Consider the following 17015-nt stretch of genomic DNA (forward strand, 5'->3'; position numbering starts at 1 on the left):
TCAATCCCCCCTTATGTTTGGCAACTCGATGGTGACTGTAAAATATTGATCTTGCTCACTCTCGATAAACATATTCGCTTCATCCCCATAATAAATATGTAACCGATCATAAATATTTTTCAGTCCAATATTTTCTTGTTGCTCTTTCTCATCCTGCATGAGCTGGTGATTTAGTTCTTCTAACTTATCTCGACCTACTCCACCTCCATTATCTGTTACTTTAATGCAAACGATTTCATCTTTCTTTTTATAGCCGTTAATTTCTAAATAGCCACCCCCTACTTTTTTCTCAAATCCATGTTTAAACGAATTTTCGACTAGCGGCTGTAAAATCATTTTAGGTACTTCTGCTTGATGTAGCTCTTTATCAATCTTTATTACATAGTCAAACTTCTCACTAAAACGCTGTTTTTGTAACGTTAAAAAAGACGTAACATGCTGAATTTCACGATCTAATGTAACAATATCTTCTTTCATATTCATGCTATACCTCATAATATGAGAAAGTGAGGTTAAGAGCGTATAGACTTGTACAACTCGGTGCTTTAATGCTAATGTACCGATAGACTGTAAGGCATTATAGAGAAAGTGTGGATTAATTTGAGACTGTAATACTTTTAATTGTGTTGATTTGTTTTCGAGTTCTAACCGATATTTTCGCTCAATTAAGTCATTAATGGTTTGGACCATCGAAGTGAAGTGACGTCCTAGTACTCCAAACTCGTCATTTCCTAATGAGTTGAAATCTACTTCAAATGTTCCTTGTTCGACTTTCTTCATATTTTGAATGAGCATTTTAATTGGTGATGTTAGTTTAAATGAAATCATTAAAGTGGCTACAATGACGATGACTAAAAAAGGAATGCCAATTAATACATTAATAAATGCAGTTTTTCGCGCGTCTTCGTATAGCACATCGTATGGAATTCGCTTTACAATATGCCAGCCTTCAAAAGACTCTGAGAATGTATCATGAACAATCACTCCAGAAAACGACTTATCTTTCCACTCTAAATTATGTTCATGTTTCGGTTGTTCTTTTATCTTTTTGAACCATGACTTTTCATTTCGTTTACCGATCAGCTCTGCATTAGAGGAATAAATAACCGTACCGCTCTCATTCATAAGATAAAACTCTTCTGTTCTTTTGTCGTATAGACGGTCCGAAATTGCAGCTATTTGAGATAAATTTACATCAATTGATAAAAAGCCTAAAAATCGATCAGATGGAATTTCATTAATCAAGTGATGAAAACTCATCACATTCGTTGGCGATGAACGCCTGAGATTTGATAGATTATTATAACTGTAAATTTCATGAGTCGGCTCGACAGCTAAAAAGGCATGCCGCTTACTTAACGTAGAGTAATAAGGATGTGTATATACTTCTTCATATTTACCACGACTACTTACTTTTGCATTGTAAATCGTATATGAATCACTTCCTTTATGAATATAGAGGTGAATCTGTTCAATTTCTGGTCTCGTATTGTAGAGATATAGAAGTGTACGATAAACTTCTTGTTGATTTGAACCAATATCACTTAAGATTCCTTCTTGTAATACCATAATAAATGGGTGATAACCATATAGCCTAGGTGTAATTTGTGTAATCTCTTCTAAATAGTTACTTACATCATTTTTTCCGTTCTCAATTACGTTATAGTTCGTTGATACGAATCGATCTTTGACCGACTCTGTTGTGTAGTAATACGTAATGATATTAGATAATGTAAATGGAACGACTGTTGCAAGCAGCAAGAAGATAACCAGTTTTTTACGAATACTCCATCCCATATGTAGCCCCCTTTTAAAACGCTTTCATTTCTTCTTATTATATATGAAACTTGTTAGACTGTCTTACTAAAGTTCACACTATCCCTTCCGTGAAGACGTTATAGCACTTTTTCTAATAGAGGAGCTACTTTTAACATGGATTTCATACAAAAATAGAACACGACTCTACGTCATGTTCTATTTTTGTACGTCTATTATTTCTTCATTTTTGCCCAAATATCATCTAGCGATTTCAGAAACTCTTCCTTCGATTTTTGGCCACCAATGTATGATTGCATCGATGCACCAAACTCTTGAACAGCTCCATCTGGATACTTAAACCAGTTCCAAGATAATGTTTTACCTTCGTTTGAATACTTTAAGATATCGTCTGATAATGAATCGATGCCTGTACCTTCGATTGTGCTGAAGGCTGGAATAAATTTAAACTCTTCCACTAAGAAACGTTTCCCTGTATCAGATGTTACCATCCAGTTTAAGAATTTTTTCGCTTCTTCTTTATCTGCTTCAGGAGCATTTTTATTGACTACCCAGTTATTTGGCACACCAACAGCTAGCTTATCGTTTGCTTCAGCATCGTCGCTGATTGGAATTGGTAAGAAGCCCATTTTAATTTCAGGATTGATTTCAGTAATCATATTTACTGTCCAGTTACCTTGTTGCATCATCGCTGTTTGACCAGCTGCAAATTGTGTAACTTGCGTGTTATAATCCGTTGTTAATGGATTTTTGTTACCATACTTCACTGTTAAATCGAATAGGTTCATAAATTGTTCGAACTTTTCGTTTCCAGCAAATGTTTCTTTTCCTTCATTTAACGCTGCGATAAATGCATCTGGATTGTCTTGGTGCGCCATTGGAATATTAAATAAGTGATTACCTAATACCCACCACTCGCCATATCCAATTGAAAATGGTGTAATTTTAGCTGCTTCAAGCTTTTTAGAAGCTTCTTCTAATTCTTTTAATGTTTTTGGTAACTCTGTAATGCCTGCTTTTTCAAATAATTCTTTGTTATAAATGAATCCGTATCCTTCAAGGTTTAGAGGCTGACCATAGATTTTACCATCTACTGTCATTGGCTCTTTCGCTACGTCATAAAGGTCATTTACCCAAGGTTGATCAGATAAATCTTCTAACTTTTCTAACCATGTTTGTGCTTCTTGGAATCCACCATTATTGAAGATATCTGGCTCATTTCCTGAAGCAAATTGTGCCTTTAAAGCTGCACCATAATCTGCTCCGCCACCTACAGTTTGAATATTAAATTTAACGTTTGGATTTTCTTTCGTATATTCATCTGTTAACGCTTTCAATTGATCAGCAATCTCAACTTTAAATTGGAACATATCAATGACTACTTGGTTCCCATCCCCAGAGCCACCGCCTGAACCACCGCTTGATGATTCTTTGCTTGAGTTGGAACAAGCTGATGCGAATACTAAAACAAAAGCTAGTAATAACGCAAGTGTTGAAAACCTTTTCATTTTTATTTACCCCCTTGATCATCGTATAACGGAACTACTTTCATTTTACATGTTCTAGTAAGAATGAACAGGTGATGATATTGAACAAACGAGTGGAAAATATTGATGAACTTATTTAATTGATCCACTCGTAATTCCTTTAATAATATGTTTTTGCATTGCAAAGAAAAAGATTAATAGTGGAATAATACTAACCACTAATGCTGCAAGTGCCAAGTCCCATTGCTTTGTATATTGACCAAAGAAGAAGAACGTTGCAAGTGGAATGGTACGTAATTCTGGATCTTGCAGAACCAGTAACGGTAATAAGAAATCATTCCAAATCCATAGGCTATTTAAGATGACAATTGTGACCGTAATAGGCTTTAAGAGCGGAAAAACAATTCTCCAAAACACCCCTAGTGTTGAACATCCATCAATAATGGCTGCTTCTTCTAATTCAATCGGAATTCCTTTAATAAATCCGTGATATAAGAAGATAGCGAGTCCTGATCCAAATCCTAAATACATAATAACTAGACCCCAAATGCTATTGATTAATCCTAAAGCGCTTGCTGTTTTAATCAATGGAATCATAATCGATTGAAACGGTATAACCATCGCGGCTACAAATGTAAAGAATATAATGTTACTAATCTTCTTTTTTGTACGAACAAGCATATAAGCGGCCATCGAGCAGAAAATAACAATGACAATATTACTTGCTACCGTGATGATGAGTGAATTTGAAAAAACTTTTACATAATTCATTTTTTCAAACGCTTCTACATAGTTTGACCATTGTAGAGATGAAGGTAACGCAGACGTATTGGTTAAGATCTCTGCAAATGACTTCAGAGAATTGGATACAACATAATAAAATGGTACTAAGAAGATGAGCCCTAATACAATGGCTAGAACTTCAAGAGAAAATAACTTTAAACCATATCTTTTATTCATTACGACTCAACCTCCTTCTTCTTCGTATACATGACTTGCAGTGTTGTAATCGTTGCAACAACGATAAAGAAAATTAATGCTTTCGCTTCTCCAACACCATATCGGTTATTTACAAATGCTTCTGTATAAATGTTAAGCGCTAACATTTCTGTTGATTTAAATGGACCACCATTTGTTAGTGATAAGTTCACATCGAAGATTTTAAATGACCATGAGATGGTTAAAAATAAGCAAATTGTGACAGCTGGCGCGACTAATGGAACGGTAATATGACGAAGAACTTGCCATGGTGTTGCACCGTCAATCTTCGCCGCTTCAATTAATTCTTGCGGTACGTTTTGAAGGGCCGCTATGTAAATAATCATAATGTAACCAGCCCCTTGCCAAACACTTACAATGACAATTCCCCAAAATGCTGTCTTTTCGTCTCCAAGCCAAGGAAGTTCAAATAAGGACCACCCTGTTAACGCTCCAATTGAAGCGAAACCTCTTACAAAAATAAACTGCCAAACGAATCCAAGTAATAACCCACCAATTAAGTTTGGTAAGAAAAACACCGTTCGTAAAATGTTTCGTGTTTTTAACATCTGAGTTACTAATAACGCTAAGAAAAAACCAACTGCATTCGTTAAGAAAATGGCTACAACCGTATATTTCGTTGTAATCCAAAACGATCGACGAAACTGTTCATCTTCAAATAATAAGTATTTAAAATTATCAAGTCCAACCCACTCAATGTTCCCTGTTACTCCGTTCCAGTTTGTAAACGCATAGTAAACACCTGATAAGAACGGATACAGAACGATTATACTGAACGCTAAAAAAGCTGGACCAACAAATAACATAAACAAACCTGCTTTTTTAAGCTTCTTTTGATTGCTCATTTTCTCGTCCCCCCTCGTATGTTTATTCTAGTAAACATTTTGTGAATTGAGGATAGACTGCATTGACGACCAGGGTGGAAAATATTGATTACCTCTATCAAGACAATTATTCAAAACGTAAACAAACTATCAAATAAATACACTTTCATAGTTCTTCTATCCTAAATTATTTAAAGGCGTCAAATTCATACATTATATGACATTTTTGTGATACTATACTATTAAAATAATCTTTTATTATTGAGGTAGAAAGAGTGAAGTGAATGAAGAAAAAGAAGAAAAAGAAAAGAACCCATATACCATTTCGATTGAACTTTTTATTTTTCATTGTCTTCTTATTGTTCTCTTTACTTATTTTACGATTAGGATTCGTTCAAATTGTATCAGGTGAGAGTTATAAAGAAGAAGTTGAAAAAACAGAAGATGTTGTAATTCACACACCCGTGCCACGAGGTCATATGTACGACCGATACCATCGTGTCATTGTGGATAATAAACCATTAAAAGCAATTACGTATACACGTTCTCAAAATACGAAGCAGCAAGACCGGATTGAAGTGGCAACGCAATTAGCTGAAATGATTGACATGCCTTTTTACTCTTCATTTCTTGAAGGTGAAAACAAAGAAAGAGAGAAGGTACCTGGTGAGGTTCGTATAACAGAACGGGATTTAAAAGATTATTGGCTCATTAAACACCCGAAAAAAGCAGAAGCAAAACTAACGGAACAAGATTTAGAAAAAGTAAAAAATGATGAAATGGAAGAAAAAGATCTATACAAACTTCAGTTAGATCGCATTACAAAGAAAGAGTTACAAACATTAAAGTCTGATTTAGAAGTCATTGCGATTAAAATCAAAATGGACACAGGCTATGCACTGACACCTCAAATTGTAAAAAGCAATGTCACAGACGTAGAATTTGCAAAAGTAAGTGAACATCTCCAACACCTACCTGGTATCGATGTGATGACCTATTGGGACCGCCAATATACATATGATGGATTACTTCGCACACTATTAGGCAACGTTACATCAGCTGATGAAGGGCTACCACGTGAACAACTAGATTATTTTTTATCACGTAATTATAGTCGAAATGATCAAGTAGGGAAAAGTTATTTAGAAAAACAATACGAACACGTTCTTCATGGACAAAAAGCAAGAATGGTATCTGTGACCAATCGTTCAGGACAAGTAATTGAAACTAATCAAGTATCTGAAGGGCAACGTGGTAGTGATTTAATTTTAACAATTGATATGGAATTACAGAAACAAGTCGAAGAAATTGTTACAAAAGGCTTACAGCGAGGAAAAGCATCTGGTGGAGCCCCATTGTTAGATCGTATTTTCGTCATGCTAATGGACCCTCATACAGGCGAGATTCTAACAATGGCTGGAAAGCAATATGTGATTGATTCTAAAACAAAAAAAGCAGAAATTAGAGACTTTGCTCTAGGAAACATGACCACTTCTTATGAAATGGGCTCAACAGTTAAGGGTGCAACCATTTTAGCTGGTTTTGACTCTGGGGCGATTCGTCCTAATCAGTATTTTGTGGACCAACCTCTGAAATTTGCTTCTTCACCACCGAAGAAATCATATGTAAATATGGGAAGCATTAATGATGTAACAGCTCTACAACGCTCATCTAACGTATATATGTTTCGAACAGTCATGGCAATGGCCAATGCTTCTTATGTATATGATGGTCCGCTTCGTATTGGATCTTCAACATTCGAGAAACTTCGTTCGTATTATGCACAATTTGGACTAGGCATTCATACGGGAATCGAACTTGATAGTGAATCAACTGGTATTACAGGAAGAAATCCACAGCCTGGTAATGCACTTGATTTATCTATCGGACAATATGATACGTATACACCGTTACAGCTCATTCAATATGTTTCCACCATCGCAAACGGTGGGTATCGCGTGAAGCCGCAACTTGTGAAAGAAATTCGTGAGCCATTGTTAGGTTCAGAAGATCTTGGGAGTATTCAGCATTCATTTGAACCTCATATCTTAAATCGTGTCACGATGACAGATGATCAAATTAATCGAGTGAAAGAAGGCTTTAGACGCGTCATGCAAGTACCTGGAGGAACTGCTTATAAGCAATTTTCTAGCGCTCCTTACAGTCCTGCAGGAAAAACGGGTACTGCCGAAGCTTATAATAAAGGTCGATCCGTTCGTAACTCGACACTAATTGCTTATGCACCTCACAATAATCCAGAAGTATCAATGGTCGTTGTTGTTCCTTCTGCATACATGCAAGGTGGTTCAAGTTCTCTAAGTCAAGAAATTGGCCGTCAAGTGCTTGATACATACTTTGGGTTAACAGCTAAAGGTGAAGAGGAATTAAGAGAAGAAGAAAATGAACAAGTGGTAGACGAACAGTAATAAAAAATGAGAGAACCTCAAAATTGAGATTCTCTCATTTTTTTATTTTAGAAACTTACTTCTGTTTCACTTGTGTTTTTAAATTGGCGCTTATGTTGCACCGTAAAATAAATAATCGTTCCAACAACTGTGGCTGCAAAGAATAGACCTAATATCCATGCATTTTGCCACATAAACGTATAGTCACCACTTGAAATAACAGCTTTAAACCCTGCAACGGAATAAGTCATCGGAAGCAATGGATTAAAGTGTTGCAAAAATCCTGGGATTAACTCTAGCGGGAACGTACCTGCACTTGTTGTTAATTGTAAAATTAAAATGATAATCGCAACAAATCGTCCAGGGTCTCCCATCGTTGTGACTAAAAATTGAATTAACGCAATGTACGTTAAGCTTGTAATGATACTAAATGTAACAAAGAGCGGTACACTTTGAACTTCAATTCCTAAGAAAGCAAGTAAGACAACATCAGCTAAAATCGCTTGTAATACCCCCACTAAGACAAGAACACCAAATTTACCAATAAACCATGAGAATCCATTTTTAGGTACAGATGCTGGCTCTCTTAATGGGAATACAATTGATAATAACAATGCTCCTACGAACAATCCTAACGATAAGAAGTAAGGTGCAAACCCTGTTCCATAGTTCGGTACTTCATTGACTCGTTTTTCTTTTACTTCTACTGGCTTTGCAAACATTTCATAGACATCGTCGTTTGCTTTTACTTTACTTGTTTCATCGGCTCCTTCTTGAAGCTTTGATGAAAGTTCATTTGAACCTTCTGATAATTGCCCCATACCATCCGTTAATTCGCTTGAGCCTTCTAATAAGCGAGACACTCCACTAAATAGTTGTGTTGAACCATTCGATAATTCTCCTAAACCAGATGAAAGATCATTTCCACCTTTGGCTAACTCGTTTGAACCTTGCGCTAAACGAGACATGCCACTAGATAATTCATTTGAACCATCTGATAGTTCTCCTAAGCCAGTTGAAAGATCATTTCCACCTTTAGCTAACTGGCTTACACCTGATTTTGCTTCACTAATTTTTTCACCAAATGTTTCAAGTCCTTGAACAAGCGCACCTTGACCTTTTGTTAATTCAGCTGCACCATTCGCTAGTTGCTCTTGACCTTTTAAAAGCTCTTTCACACCACCACTAAGAGCGACTTGACCTTGGTGAACTTGAGAAGCACCTGTTGATAAATCGCTAGCACCGGCTTGCAATTGAGACGCAGAGCCTGCTAACTCACCTAGTCCACCTTCTACTTGTTGATTACCTGCTGATAACTGCGCAACACTTTCTTTAAATTGCTTTAACATAGCTAACTGTTGCGGATCGTCAGTCGTTTTTATTAGTTGATCAATTTGAGCTTCCATATCAGCTAATCCTTGATTCACTTGTTGTGCACCTGCTTTTGTTTTTTGTGCACCTTGTTGCCAAGCGTCTAGTGAGGTAGCTAATTTACTTGCTCCATCACTTACACCTTTTGTTCCTTCCGTTAACTGAGGCAATTTGCCATCCATTTCTTTCATACCAGCTAACGACTTTTGTAGACCCGATGATAGTTGCTCAGAGCCCCCTTGTGCTTTTTGGGCACCTTCTAACAGTTGTGACTGACCATCTTTCATTTGTCCGACACCACTGTTAAGCTCATTTAAGCCATTGCTTAACTTACCAGCTCCGTCTTTTGCTTGATTAACACCTTGATTTAATCTAGAAGATCCATCTTTTGCTGAAACAATTCCACCGTTTAACTCATCTAAGCCATTACTTAGCTTACCTGCTCCATCTTTCGCTTTTCCGATACCGTCATCTAATTTTGACGTACCATCTTTTGCCGAAACAAGTCCGTTGTTTAATTCACTAGAACCATCTTTCGCTTTATTAATGCCATCATGAAGCTCTGTTGCACCATCACTCGCGGCTGCTAGGCCGTCTGATACGTCTTGAATTTTACTAAATACTTCTTCTGCGTATGTTTTCGTTAATTCATTTGATACTTCTTCTTTTATTCTGTCTACTGCTGTTCCGCCAATTTGAGCAGATAAAAAGTTAAAGCTCTCATTTGGTGTATACACAAGATCCATATTCATAGGTTTGTCATCTTGCAACGTTGTGGCATGCTGTGAGAAATTTTTAGGAATCTCAATCACCATGTAATAAGTCTGATCTTCTAATCCCTTTTTGGCTTCCTTTTCATCTACAAACTTCCACTTAAACTGAGGATTATCTTTTAACTTTGTAACTAATTCATCTCCTACGTTTAATGGTTCTTCATTTAATGTAGCACCTGCGTCTTTATTAACAATCGCTACAGGTAACTCATCTAATTGATCATAAGGGTCCCAAAACGCCCATAAAAACATTCCAGCATATAATAATGGAATAAATAACACAGCTAATACAGGAATCAATAACTTTTTATTCTTAAACAAAGCTGCAAATTCACTGCGTAATGTTGACTGTTTCATAATATCCTCCTTATTTAGAAACAAATGACTATTTTCCTCATTCGGTCAATTAGTAGCATAAAAAAAGAGCAATACAGTTAAAAGATATCGACCACCAACAACTTTACGCCACTGGTGGCATTTTTACTCTTTTAACGAGCTAATCCTCTTAAAAAATATAATTCAATTAACTCCGCAATTTTCTCTTCTGAAAGTGGCTTGTGATTATTCTCCCAATCCGATACAAGTGCAATATACATCTTTAAAAGTAAGAAAGCTGTAATTTCAGGATCACATTGTTCAATTTCTTGCTTGTCAATCGCTTCTTCAATCTTTTGTTTAATGTAAGAAACAATAGCATTTTCCACACGTGTTAACACATCTTGAACCGCTAATGTACCAATCTCTTTCTCTTCTTGAAGCAATTTAATCATTAATTGATGCTGAGTGCGAAACTCAAGCATACGGTATAAAGCTACTTGCGCGTTTTCAAAAAAAGTACGATGATCATTGATTACTTGCTCTGCCTCTTGTTTCATTTCCATAATCATCGTTGAAACAATTTGGTCAAATAACTCTTCTTTATTCTTAAAAAACGTATAAATAGTACCTTTTCCTACGTTTGCAAGCTTTGCAACTTGATCCATTGTTGTTGCCTTATAACCAAATAGCGAAAACGATTTTGTCGCAGCCTCTACGACTAATTGCCGACGATCGATACTCATCATACACCTCCAAAATGACCAAATGAATAAATCAGTCAATAAGTACTTGATTACTATATCATACACTTGCTTATCGGTTCAACTACTTCTCAACAAAAAAAGCTCCGTCGCCCTAAAATAAATATACGACCGACGGAGAGCTTTTCTTCTTATTTTAAATATGTTAACACTTTCTTAACCGCTTCTTCACCTTGATCAATACAATCAGGTAATCCTAGTCCTTCATAAGAGCTTCCCGCTAAGTACAACCCTTTCAATTCAGATTGTAATTGTTGACTAAGTACTTCTAATCGCTCTTTATGACCAACTGTGTATTGAGGCATCGCTTCTTTCCACCGTGTGACAATATAAAATTCTGGAGTCGTATCAATGTTCATAATTTTATTCAAATCGTCCAATACGACCTTCATAATTTCATCGTCTGATTGATCAACAATTGCTTCGTCCCCTGCTTTTCCTACATAACAACGCAATAGCACTTTGCCTTTTGGTGTTGTATGAGGCCATTTTCGATGCGTCCACGTACAAGCCGTAATGGTATAATCACTATTACGTGATACAACAAAGCCTGTACCGTCAATATCTTGTTTAATCGCTTCTTCCGGAAACGCCATTGCAATCGTTGCAACAGACGTTGAGGGCATATTTTGAAATGGCTCAAACATTTCATAATGAGCAAGCATTGATTGTGCAGCTTGGTGTGGAGATGTAACAATGACACTATCAGCTTCTATCACTTTTCCATTATTGAGAGTAAGAGTAAACCCTTCATCTATTTTCTTAATATGCTCTACGCGAGTTCCTTTTAAAACAGATTGAGGAGTTAATTGAGCCTCAATCGCTTCAACTAGCGATTGTAAGCCTGTTGTAAGTGTTAAAAACATTCCCTTTTTCTTCTGTTCACCCATAGGCTTAGGTTGAAGTGCACGTTGCTTTTTCATCCCAACAATTAAACTACGATGTTTTTGCTCTGCATGAAGAAATTGAGGAAACGTTGCATTTAAACTTAAACGATCAATATCGCCTGCATAAATCCCTGATAACAATGGCTCAATTAAATTTTCTACCACTTCATCCCCTAAGCGACGGCGGAAAAAGCTTCCTAATGCTTGATCTCCATCCACCTTTGTTCTTGGAATGACAAAGTCTGCCGCAGCGCGCAACTTTCCAGCTGGTGAAAATAAGCCTGTTGTCACAAACGGTGAAATTTGAGTTGGAATTCCCATTACTGCACCTTCTGGAATTCGATGTAATCGATTTTTCACAAGTACATACGACTTTCCAGTTGAATTATGAACAAGCTTATGATCTAATCCTACCTCTTTAATAAGCTTAGACATGCTTAATTTGCGGGCTAAAAATGAATCTGGACCACGCTCAATTGTAAACCCTCCACGACTAATGGTTTGAATCTTTCCACCTAATCGATGAGTCGCTTCAATTAATGTAAATTCGATGGGTAACCCTTTTTCATTTATTTCCTTCTGCAAATAATAAGCGGCTGTAATACCAGTTATTCCTCCACCGATGATGACAACCTTTTTATTTTTTGTACTCACGTTATCATCGCCTTTTTAATAATTTCTACCTAATTGATTCTTCATATCTTGTTACTTTCGTGAACTTTATCACCGTTAAACGAGCAGTGTGGAATGATGAATACTCACTCCACACTATCTTAAATCAGCATCTCTCCGACACTCACCAATACAATAAGTGGTTAAGAAAGAGCATTTCCTTCATTTAGCTTCTTTAACACAACTGTTGCCATCGCATCGATAAATGCTAATTGTGCATTTGGCATTTCTGGACGATAGTACTTTGCTCCAATTTCATCCGTCACAACTTTACACTCATAATCGTTATCATATAATACCTCAAGATGATCAGCGACAAATCCTGCCGGTACATATACAAATGATGTGTAGCCATGTTCTTCATGCAAGTCACGTGTTAAATCTTGTACATCGGGACCGATCCAAGGCTCTGGTGTATTACCAGCGCTTTGCCAACCAATCACATAATTTTTCACATCTGCTGCTTCAGCAATTAAATCGGCTGTCTCTTGCAATTGCTGAGGATAAGGATCACCATTTGCAACGATTTTTTCTGGTAAGCTGTGTGCTGAAACAATTAACACAGCTTTTTCTCTTTCTTGATTACTCATTGAAGTAAAGGTTTCTTTCACACGCTCGCTCCAATAAGAAATAAATTTCGGCTCATCATACCAACTTTCTACTGAATGGATTGTTGGTCCACCTAACTTTTCAGCTGTCTCTCTTGCACGACCATTGTAAGATTTCACGCTAAATGTTGAGAAGTGAGGAGCTAAAACAATGCTGACCGCTTCTTTGATACCGTCTTTATGCATTTGCTCAACTGCATCTTCAACAAACGGCTCAATGTGCTTTAAACCAAGATAGGCTTTAAATTCAATCTCATCTTGAATGCTATTCAACTGTTGCTCTAAACCTTGCATCTGATCTTCGGTAATTTTCGCAAGCGGTGAAATACCTCCGATTGCTTCATAACGCTCTGTTAAGTCTTGAAGTGCCTCTGGAGAAGGCTTTCTTCCATGACGAATGTGTGTATAATAACGTTCAATGTCTTCTTCTTTATAAGGCGTACCATATGCCATAACTAGTAAACCCATTGTTTTTTTACTCATGTGTACGACACCCCTGTTAGTTTTTTAAAAGCTCTTGTTCTCATTTTGCCACGAACAAAACGGTAAACACAAAAAATAGAGCTCTTGAAATTCTTACAATTTATTGTCTATTTGCAGAATATTCGTGAACAAATGCCGTTAAACGTTTTAATGTTTCTGGATTCACTTGAGGAAATACCCCATGACCTAAGTTAAAGATATAGCCCGGGTTCGCCATTCCTTGGTCAAGAATTGCTTTTGCACGCTCTTCTATTACTTCCCATGGAGCAAGCAAGATAGCTGGGTCTAAGTTACCTTGCACCGTTTTTGTAATCCCCATGCTACGTGCTTCTTGAATCGGTAAGCGCCAATCTAAGCCAACAACATCTAGCGGAAGGTCATGCCATTCTTTTGCTAGATGACTTGCTCCTACTCCGAACATAATTAATGGAACATTCTTTTTGCGAAGTTCTGAGAAAATACGCTCCATCACAGGCTTAATATAGTAGCGGTAATCTGCTACATTTAAAGCACCTACCCAAGAGTCAAAGATTTGAACAGCTTTTGCTCCCGCATCAATCTGAGCATTTACATACGTAATCGTAGTGTCTGCAAGCTTATTCATTAACGCGAACCATGCTTTTGGTTCCGCATACATAAATGCTTTCGTTTTATTATAATTTTTAGAAGGACCGCCCTCAATCATATAACTAGCTAATGTAAACGGTGCTCCTGCAAATCCAATTAACGGAACATTTAATTGTTCAGTTGTTAATAATTTAATTGTTTCTAAAACGTATGGTACATCTTGTTCAGGGTTAATTTCCCCTAACTTTTCCACATCATGAATCGAGCGAATTGGGTTATCAATCACTGGTCCAATTCCTGGCTTAATGTCAACTTCTACCCCAATAGCAGGAAGCGGTGACATAATATCTTTGTATAAAATGGCTGCGTCTACATTATATTGCTCGACTGGTAACCGTGTAACATATGCACAAAGTTCAGGTTGCTTTGTAATTTCAAACAGTGAATACTTTTCTTTAATCGCACGATACTCTGGTTGCGATCTTCCTGCTTGCCTCATATACCAAACTGGTACGTAATCTGTTTTTTCCCCTCTACATGCTTTTAAAAATGTCTCATTTATTTGACGTTGACTCATAATTTCCACCTTTCTCCGTTGCCTTAAACATGACGATTATGTATAGAGATGTTCGCACAAATAGTTGCCAAGAAGCATCTACTTTTGGCAACTATCCATCGTTAATAAGTGTTCATAAATGTTTGTGAGTAATGCTTAAGATACGTAAAATAATATACTCTATTTGACACTATACCGATTCTTTTCCATCTTGTATAGGTACATCCGTAAAATGTCAAAAAATTGTCTAACTATTAACTGGCTTCTTCTTGTTTTAAGCTTTGCTCACTACCAAAAAAAGCAGGAATGACTTCATTCGATTGCTTACCATGCTTTTTCGTCTGTTTGTTGTATGGAACAACATAGTAAGTAGGTAAATGTAACACATTCACGCGTTCAACTTCATACGCGCCTTGTCCTTCCACTTTTGCGACTAATTCCGCCTCTCCATTACGCTCTTCATACACGTGATAAATCACTCTTTCATCTTCAGAAGGCGTCCACTGCAATTTGACAGTGAACAACCCTAACGGCTTAAATGTCACATCACTCGATAAATCATCCACAGCGTGTAAACGAATAGGTGCTTCTAAATCTTTTGTATCGCTTGGTTGGTTAAACGCTGTCGCATGTTTCAGGTTTGATTGCATTAAAATGTCTTTAAATAGGCGCGTTGGATACGAACTTCCTTTTGTTAAGTAATGATTTTCATTCGTTTTATCATAACCCATCCAAACTGCTCCAACCACATCAGGGGTATACCCGACAAACCACGTATCTCTTGTAGCTCCTTTTATCGCGGAATAAGACGTAGAGCCTGTTTTCCCTGCAAGCGCTCCTTCAAATGTTCCTGATTGAGCTGTTCCTTCTTCTACAACACCTTCAAGCATCCTTGTCATGTACCATGCTGTTTGTTTTGAAAAAACTTTTTTCTCGACCTTCTCAGCTTTAGCAATGACGTTATTTTCTCGATCTTCAATCTTTTGAATGAAATACGGTTGAATGGTTGACCCAGTGGTTGCGAATGCTCGATAAGCGGAAACTAACTGAACAGGAGACACTCCTTCACCTAATCCTCCTAATGCAATAGCTAAGCCCTTATCTTCCACAGGCATCCCTAAACGATTTAAATAATCTTTACTCGTACGAACGCCTAGTTCATTTAGTGCCCAGACAGCTGGCGCATTTTTAGAGTCTTTTAACGCATCGTACATTGTTACTTCTCCCTCATAGCTCCCATCAATATTGCGGGGAATGTAACCGTTATATGCCGTTTGTTTATCTTCTAATAATGAATAAGGTCTAAACAGCTTTTCTTGCAGAGCTGGACCATACACAGCTAAAGGTTTCATTATGGAACCAGGCTGTCGTTTCACCTGAAGACGATTCAACCCTTTTTGAACATAATCTCTGCCGCCAATGGCAGATAATACCCCACCTGTTTGATTATCCATTAAGAGAAAGGACCCTTGTGCACCATGATCTGTACCTGGAAAGTACTTATTTTCTTGGAATAAATCGAACGCGACATTTTGAATATCTCGACTCATTGGTACCGTAATTTTATAGCCACCTTTTAATAACTCTTCATTTGAAAGATGGTATTTTGTTTTTGCTTCTTCCATCACCATATCAATATACGTTAAGAATGCCGGCTCTTTTACCCGTTGTTGAACATCCGTCCCTAACGTTCTCCCTTGCAGCCTTACAACCTCTTCTGCAGATAAGTAGTCTGCTCGTTGCATTGAATTTAGTACAACATTTCGACGCTGTAAGCTTTTTTCTGGATGTAAGATAGGAGAATATGAGTTAGGTGCTTTTGGTAAGGCAGCTAAAAGAGCACCTTGCTCAACTGTTAAATCTGAAACATCTTTATTGAAATATAAATGCGAAGCCGCTTCAATACCGTAAGCACCATGTCCAAAGTAAATTTGATTAAGGTACATTTCTAACAATTTTTTCTTGCTGTATCGTTTTTCAAGATTAATTGCAATGACTACTTCTTTTGTTTTACGAAGGAGTGTTTTATCGTTGGTTAGAAAAATATTCTTTGCTAACTGCTGCGTAATTGTACTTCCTCCTTCTACTTTTCCACCGGCTACTAAGTCTCGATACAATGCTCGCCCAATGGCTTTCACGTCGATTCCATGATGATGATAAAACCGAACATCTTCCACTGAAATAAATGCTTGTTGTACATGTTCTGGAATTTGTTTAATTGTAACAAGATCTCGATTTTCAACATAAAGCTTTGTAATTTCTTGCCCATTTTGATCAACTAATCTTGTCGCTGAATTCATGACAAACTTTTTTTCATCAATCACATAGTTTCCAAGAAACAAAATGAAAATGTATCCCACGACGCCTAGAACGAACATGCTTATGCATGCCAATGTGAAATAAAATCCTTTTTGTTTCATTGAATAACGCTGTAAATATTCTTTTAGTTTTGACTTCACGTTCTTGCACCAACTTCCCATATCTATCAATTAACATGTTAAATGACAAGCATCATTTTTTGTATTTTT

11 protein-coding genes are annotated in these 17015 nt (G+C 36.9%); 1 reads left to right on the top strand and 10 read right to left on the bottom strand.

What is annotated here, in order from left to right; genetic code table 11:
• The 4 genes from DIS06_RS16655 to DIS06_RS16670 all read right to left on the bottom strand — a co-directional run bounded on the left by DIS06_RS16655 (position 1) and on the right by DIS06_RS16670 (position 5107).
• Positions 1–1797, bottom strand: a complete 1797-nt coding sequence (locus DIS06_RS16655; RefSeq protein ID WP_110114361.1) for a sensor histidine kinase — start codon at positions 1795–1797, stop codon at positions 1–3.
• A gap of 194 nt (positions 1798–1991) precedes the next feature.
• The gene (locus tag DIS06_RS16660; protein WP_110114362.1) at positions 1992–3290 is read right to left on the bottom strand and encodes an ABC transporter substrate-binding protein; all 1299 of its coding nucleotides are present in this window, start codon (positions 3288–3290) and stop codon (positions 1992–1994) included.
• Between the two features lie 105 nt (positions 3291–3395).
• The gene (locus DIS06_RS16665; RefSeq protein ID WP_110114363.1) at positions 3396–4223 is read right to left on the bottom strand and encodes a carbohydrate ABC transporter permease; all 828 of its coding nucleotides are present in this window, start codon (positions 4221–4223) and stop codon (positions 3396–3398) included.
• On the bottom strand, positions 4223–5107 hold the full coding sequence (locus DIS06_RS16670; protein ID WP_110114364.1) for a carbohydrate ABC transporter permease: 885 nt from the start codon (positions 5105–5107) through the stop codon (positions 4223–4225). The genes DIS06_RS16665 and DIS06_RS16670 overlap by 1 nt, the downstream gene beginning before the upstream one ends.
• A gap of 263 nt (positions 5108–5370) precedes the next feature.
• Here DIS06_RS16670 and DIS06_RS16675 point away from each other — a divergent pair, with 263 nt between their 5' ends.
• Positions 5371–7512 carry a peptidoglycan D,D-transpeptidase FtsI family protein gene (locus DIS06_RS16675; RefSeq protein WP_110114365.1) on the top strand — a complete coding sequence of 714 codons (2142 nt, stop codon included), beginning with the start codon at positions 5371–5373 and terminating at the stop codon, positions 7510–7512.
• 47 nt (positions 7513–7559) lie between these two features.
• On the opposite strand, the gene DIS06_RS16680 is transcribed toward DIS06_RS16675, so the two are convergent.
• From DIS06_RS16680 to DIS06_RS16705, 6 genes are all read right to left on the bottom strand, one after another.
• Positions 7560–9992: a YhgE/Pip domain-containing protein gene (locus DIS06_RS16680; protein ID WP_110114366.1), complete on the bottom strand. Its 2433-nt coding sequence runs from the start codon at positions 9990–9992 to the stop codon at positions 7560–7562.
• A gap of 131 nt (positions 9993–10123) precedes the next feature.
• The gene (locus tag DIS06_RS16685; RefSeq protein ID WP_110114367.1) at positions 10124–10696 is read right to left on the bottom strand and encodes a TetR/AcrR family transcriptional regulator; all 573 of its coding nucleotides are present in this window, start codon (positions 10694–10696) and stop codon (positions 10124–10126) included.
• Between the two features lie 149 nt (positions 10697–10845).
• Positions 10846–12255: a protoporphyrinogen oxidase gene (gene hemY / locus DIS06_RS16690; protein WP_110114368.1), complete on the bottom strand. Its 1410-nt coding sequence runs from the start codon at positions 12253–12255 to the stop codon at positions 10846–10848.
• Positions 12256–12416: 161 nt separating this feature from the next.
• The gene (gene hemH, locus DIS06_RS16695; RefSeq protein ID WP_110114369.1) at positions 12417–13364 is read right to left on the bottom strand and encodes a ferrochelatase; all 948 of its coding nucleotides are present in this window, start codon (positions 13362–13364) and stop codon (positions 12417–12419) included.
• A gap of 100 nt (positions 13365–13464) precedes the next feature.
• Complete coding sequence (gene hemE, locus DIS06_RS16700) at positions 13465–14508, bottom strand: uroporphyrinogen decarboxylase (protein ID WP_110114370.1); 1044 nt, start codon at positions 14506–14508, stop codon at positions 13465–13467.
• A gap of 233 nt (positions 14509–14741) precedes the next feature.
• A complete protein-coding gene (locus DIS06_RS16705; RefSeq protein ID WP_110114389.1) occupies positions 14742–16907 on the bottom strand; it encodes a transglycosylase domain-containing protein in 2166 nt (721 codons plus the stop codon).
• Positions 16908–17015 lie beyond the last annotated feature (108 nt).

This window comes from Bacillus sp. CGMCC 1.16541 (assembly GCF_003184905.1).
In the GTDB taxonomy this organism is placed as follows: Bacteria; Bacillota; Bacilli; order Bacillales; family Bacillaceae_H; genus Priestia.

Coding starts and splice junctions, on each gene's coding strand:
- DIS06_RS16655 (WP_110114361.1), bottom strand. CDS start 1,797: ATGGGATGGAGTATTCGTAAAAAACTGGTTATCTTCTTGCTGCTTGCA.
- DIS06_RS16705 (WP_110114389.1), bottom strand. CDS start 16,907: ATGAAACAAAAAGGATTTTATTTCACATTGGCATGCATAAGCATGTTC.
- hemH (WP_110114369.1), bottom strand. CDS start 13,364: ATGAGTAAAAAAACAATGGGTTTACTAGTTATGGCATATGGTACGCCT.
- DIS06_RS16675 (WP_110114365.1), top strand. CDS start 5,371: ATGAAGAAAAAGAAGAAAAAGAAAAGAACCCATATACCATTTCGATTG.
- DIS06_RS16680 (WP_110114366.1), bottom strand. CDS start 9,992: ATGAAACAGTCAACATTACGCAGTGAATTTGCAGCTTTGTTTAAGAAT.
- hemE (WP_110114370.1), bottom strand. CDS start 14,508: ATGAGTCAACGTCAAATAAATGAGACATTTTTAAAAGCATGTAGAGGG.
- DIS06_RS16670 (WP_110114364.1), bottom strand. CDS start 5,107: ATGAGCAATCAAAAGAAGCTTAAAAAAGCAGGTTTGTTTATGTTATTT.
- DIS06_RS16685 (WP_110114367.1), bottom strand. CDS start 10,696: ATGAGTATCGATCGTCGGCAATTAGTCGTAGAGGCTGCGACAAAATCG.
- DIS06_RS16665 (WP_110114363.1), bottom strand. CDS start 4,223: ATGAATAAAAGATATGGTTTAAAGTTATTTTCTCTTGAAGTTCTAGCC.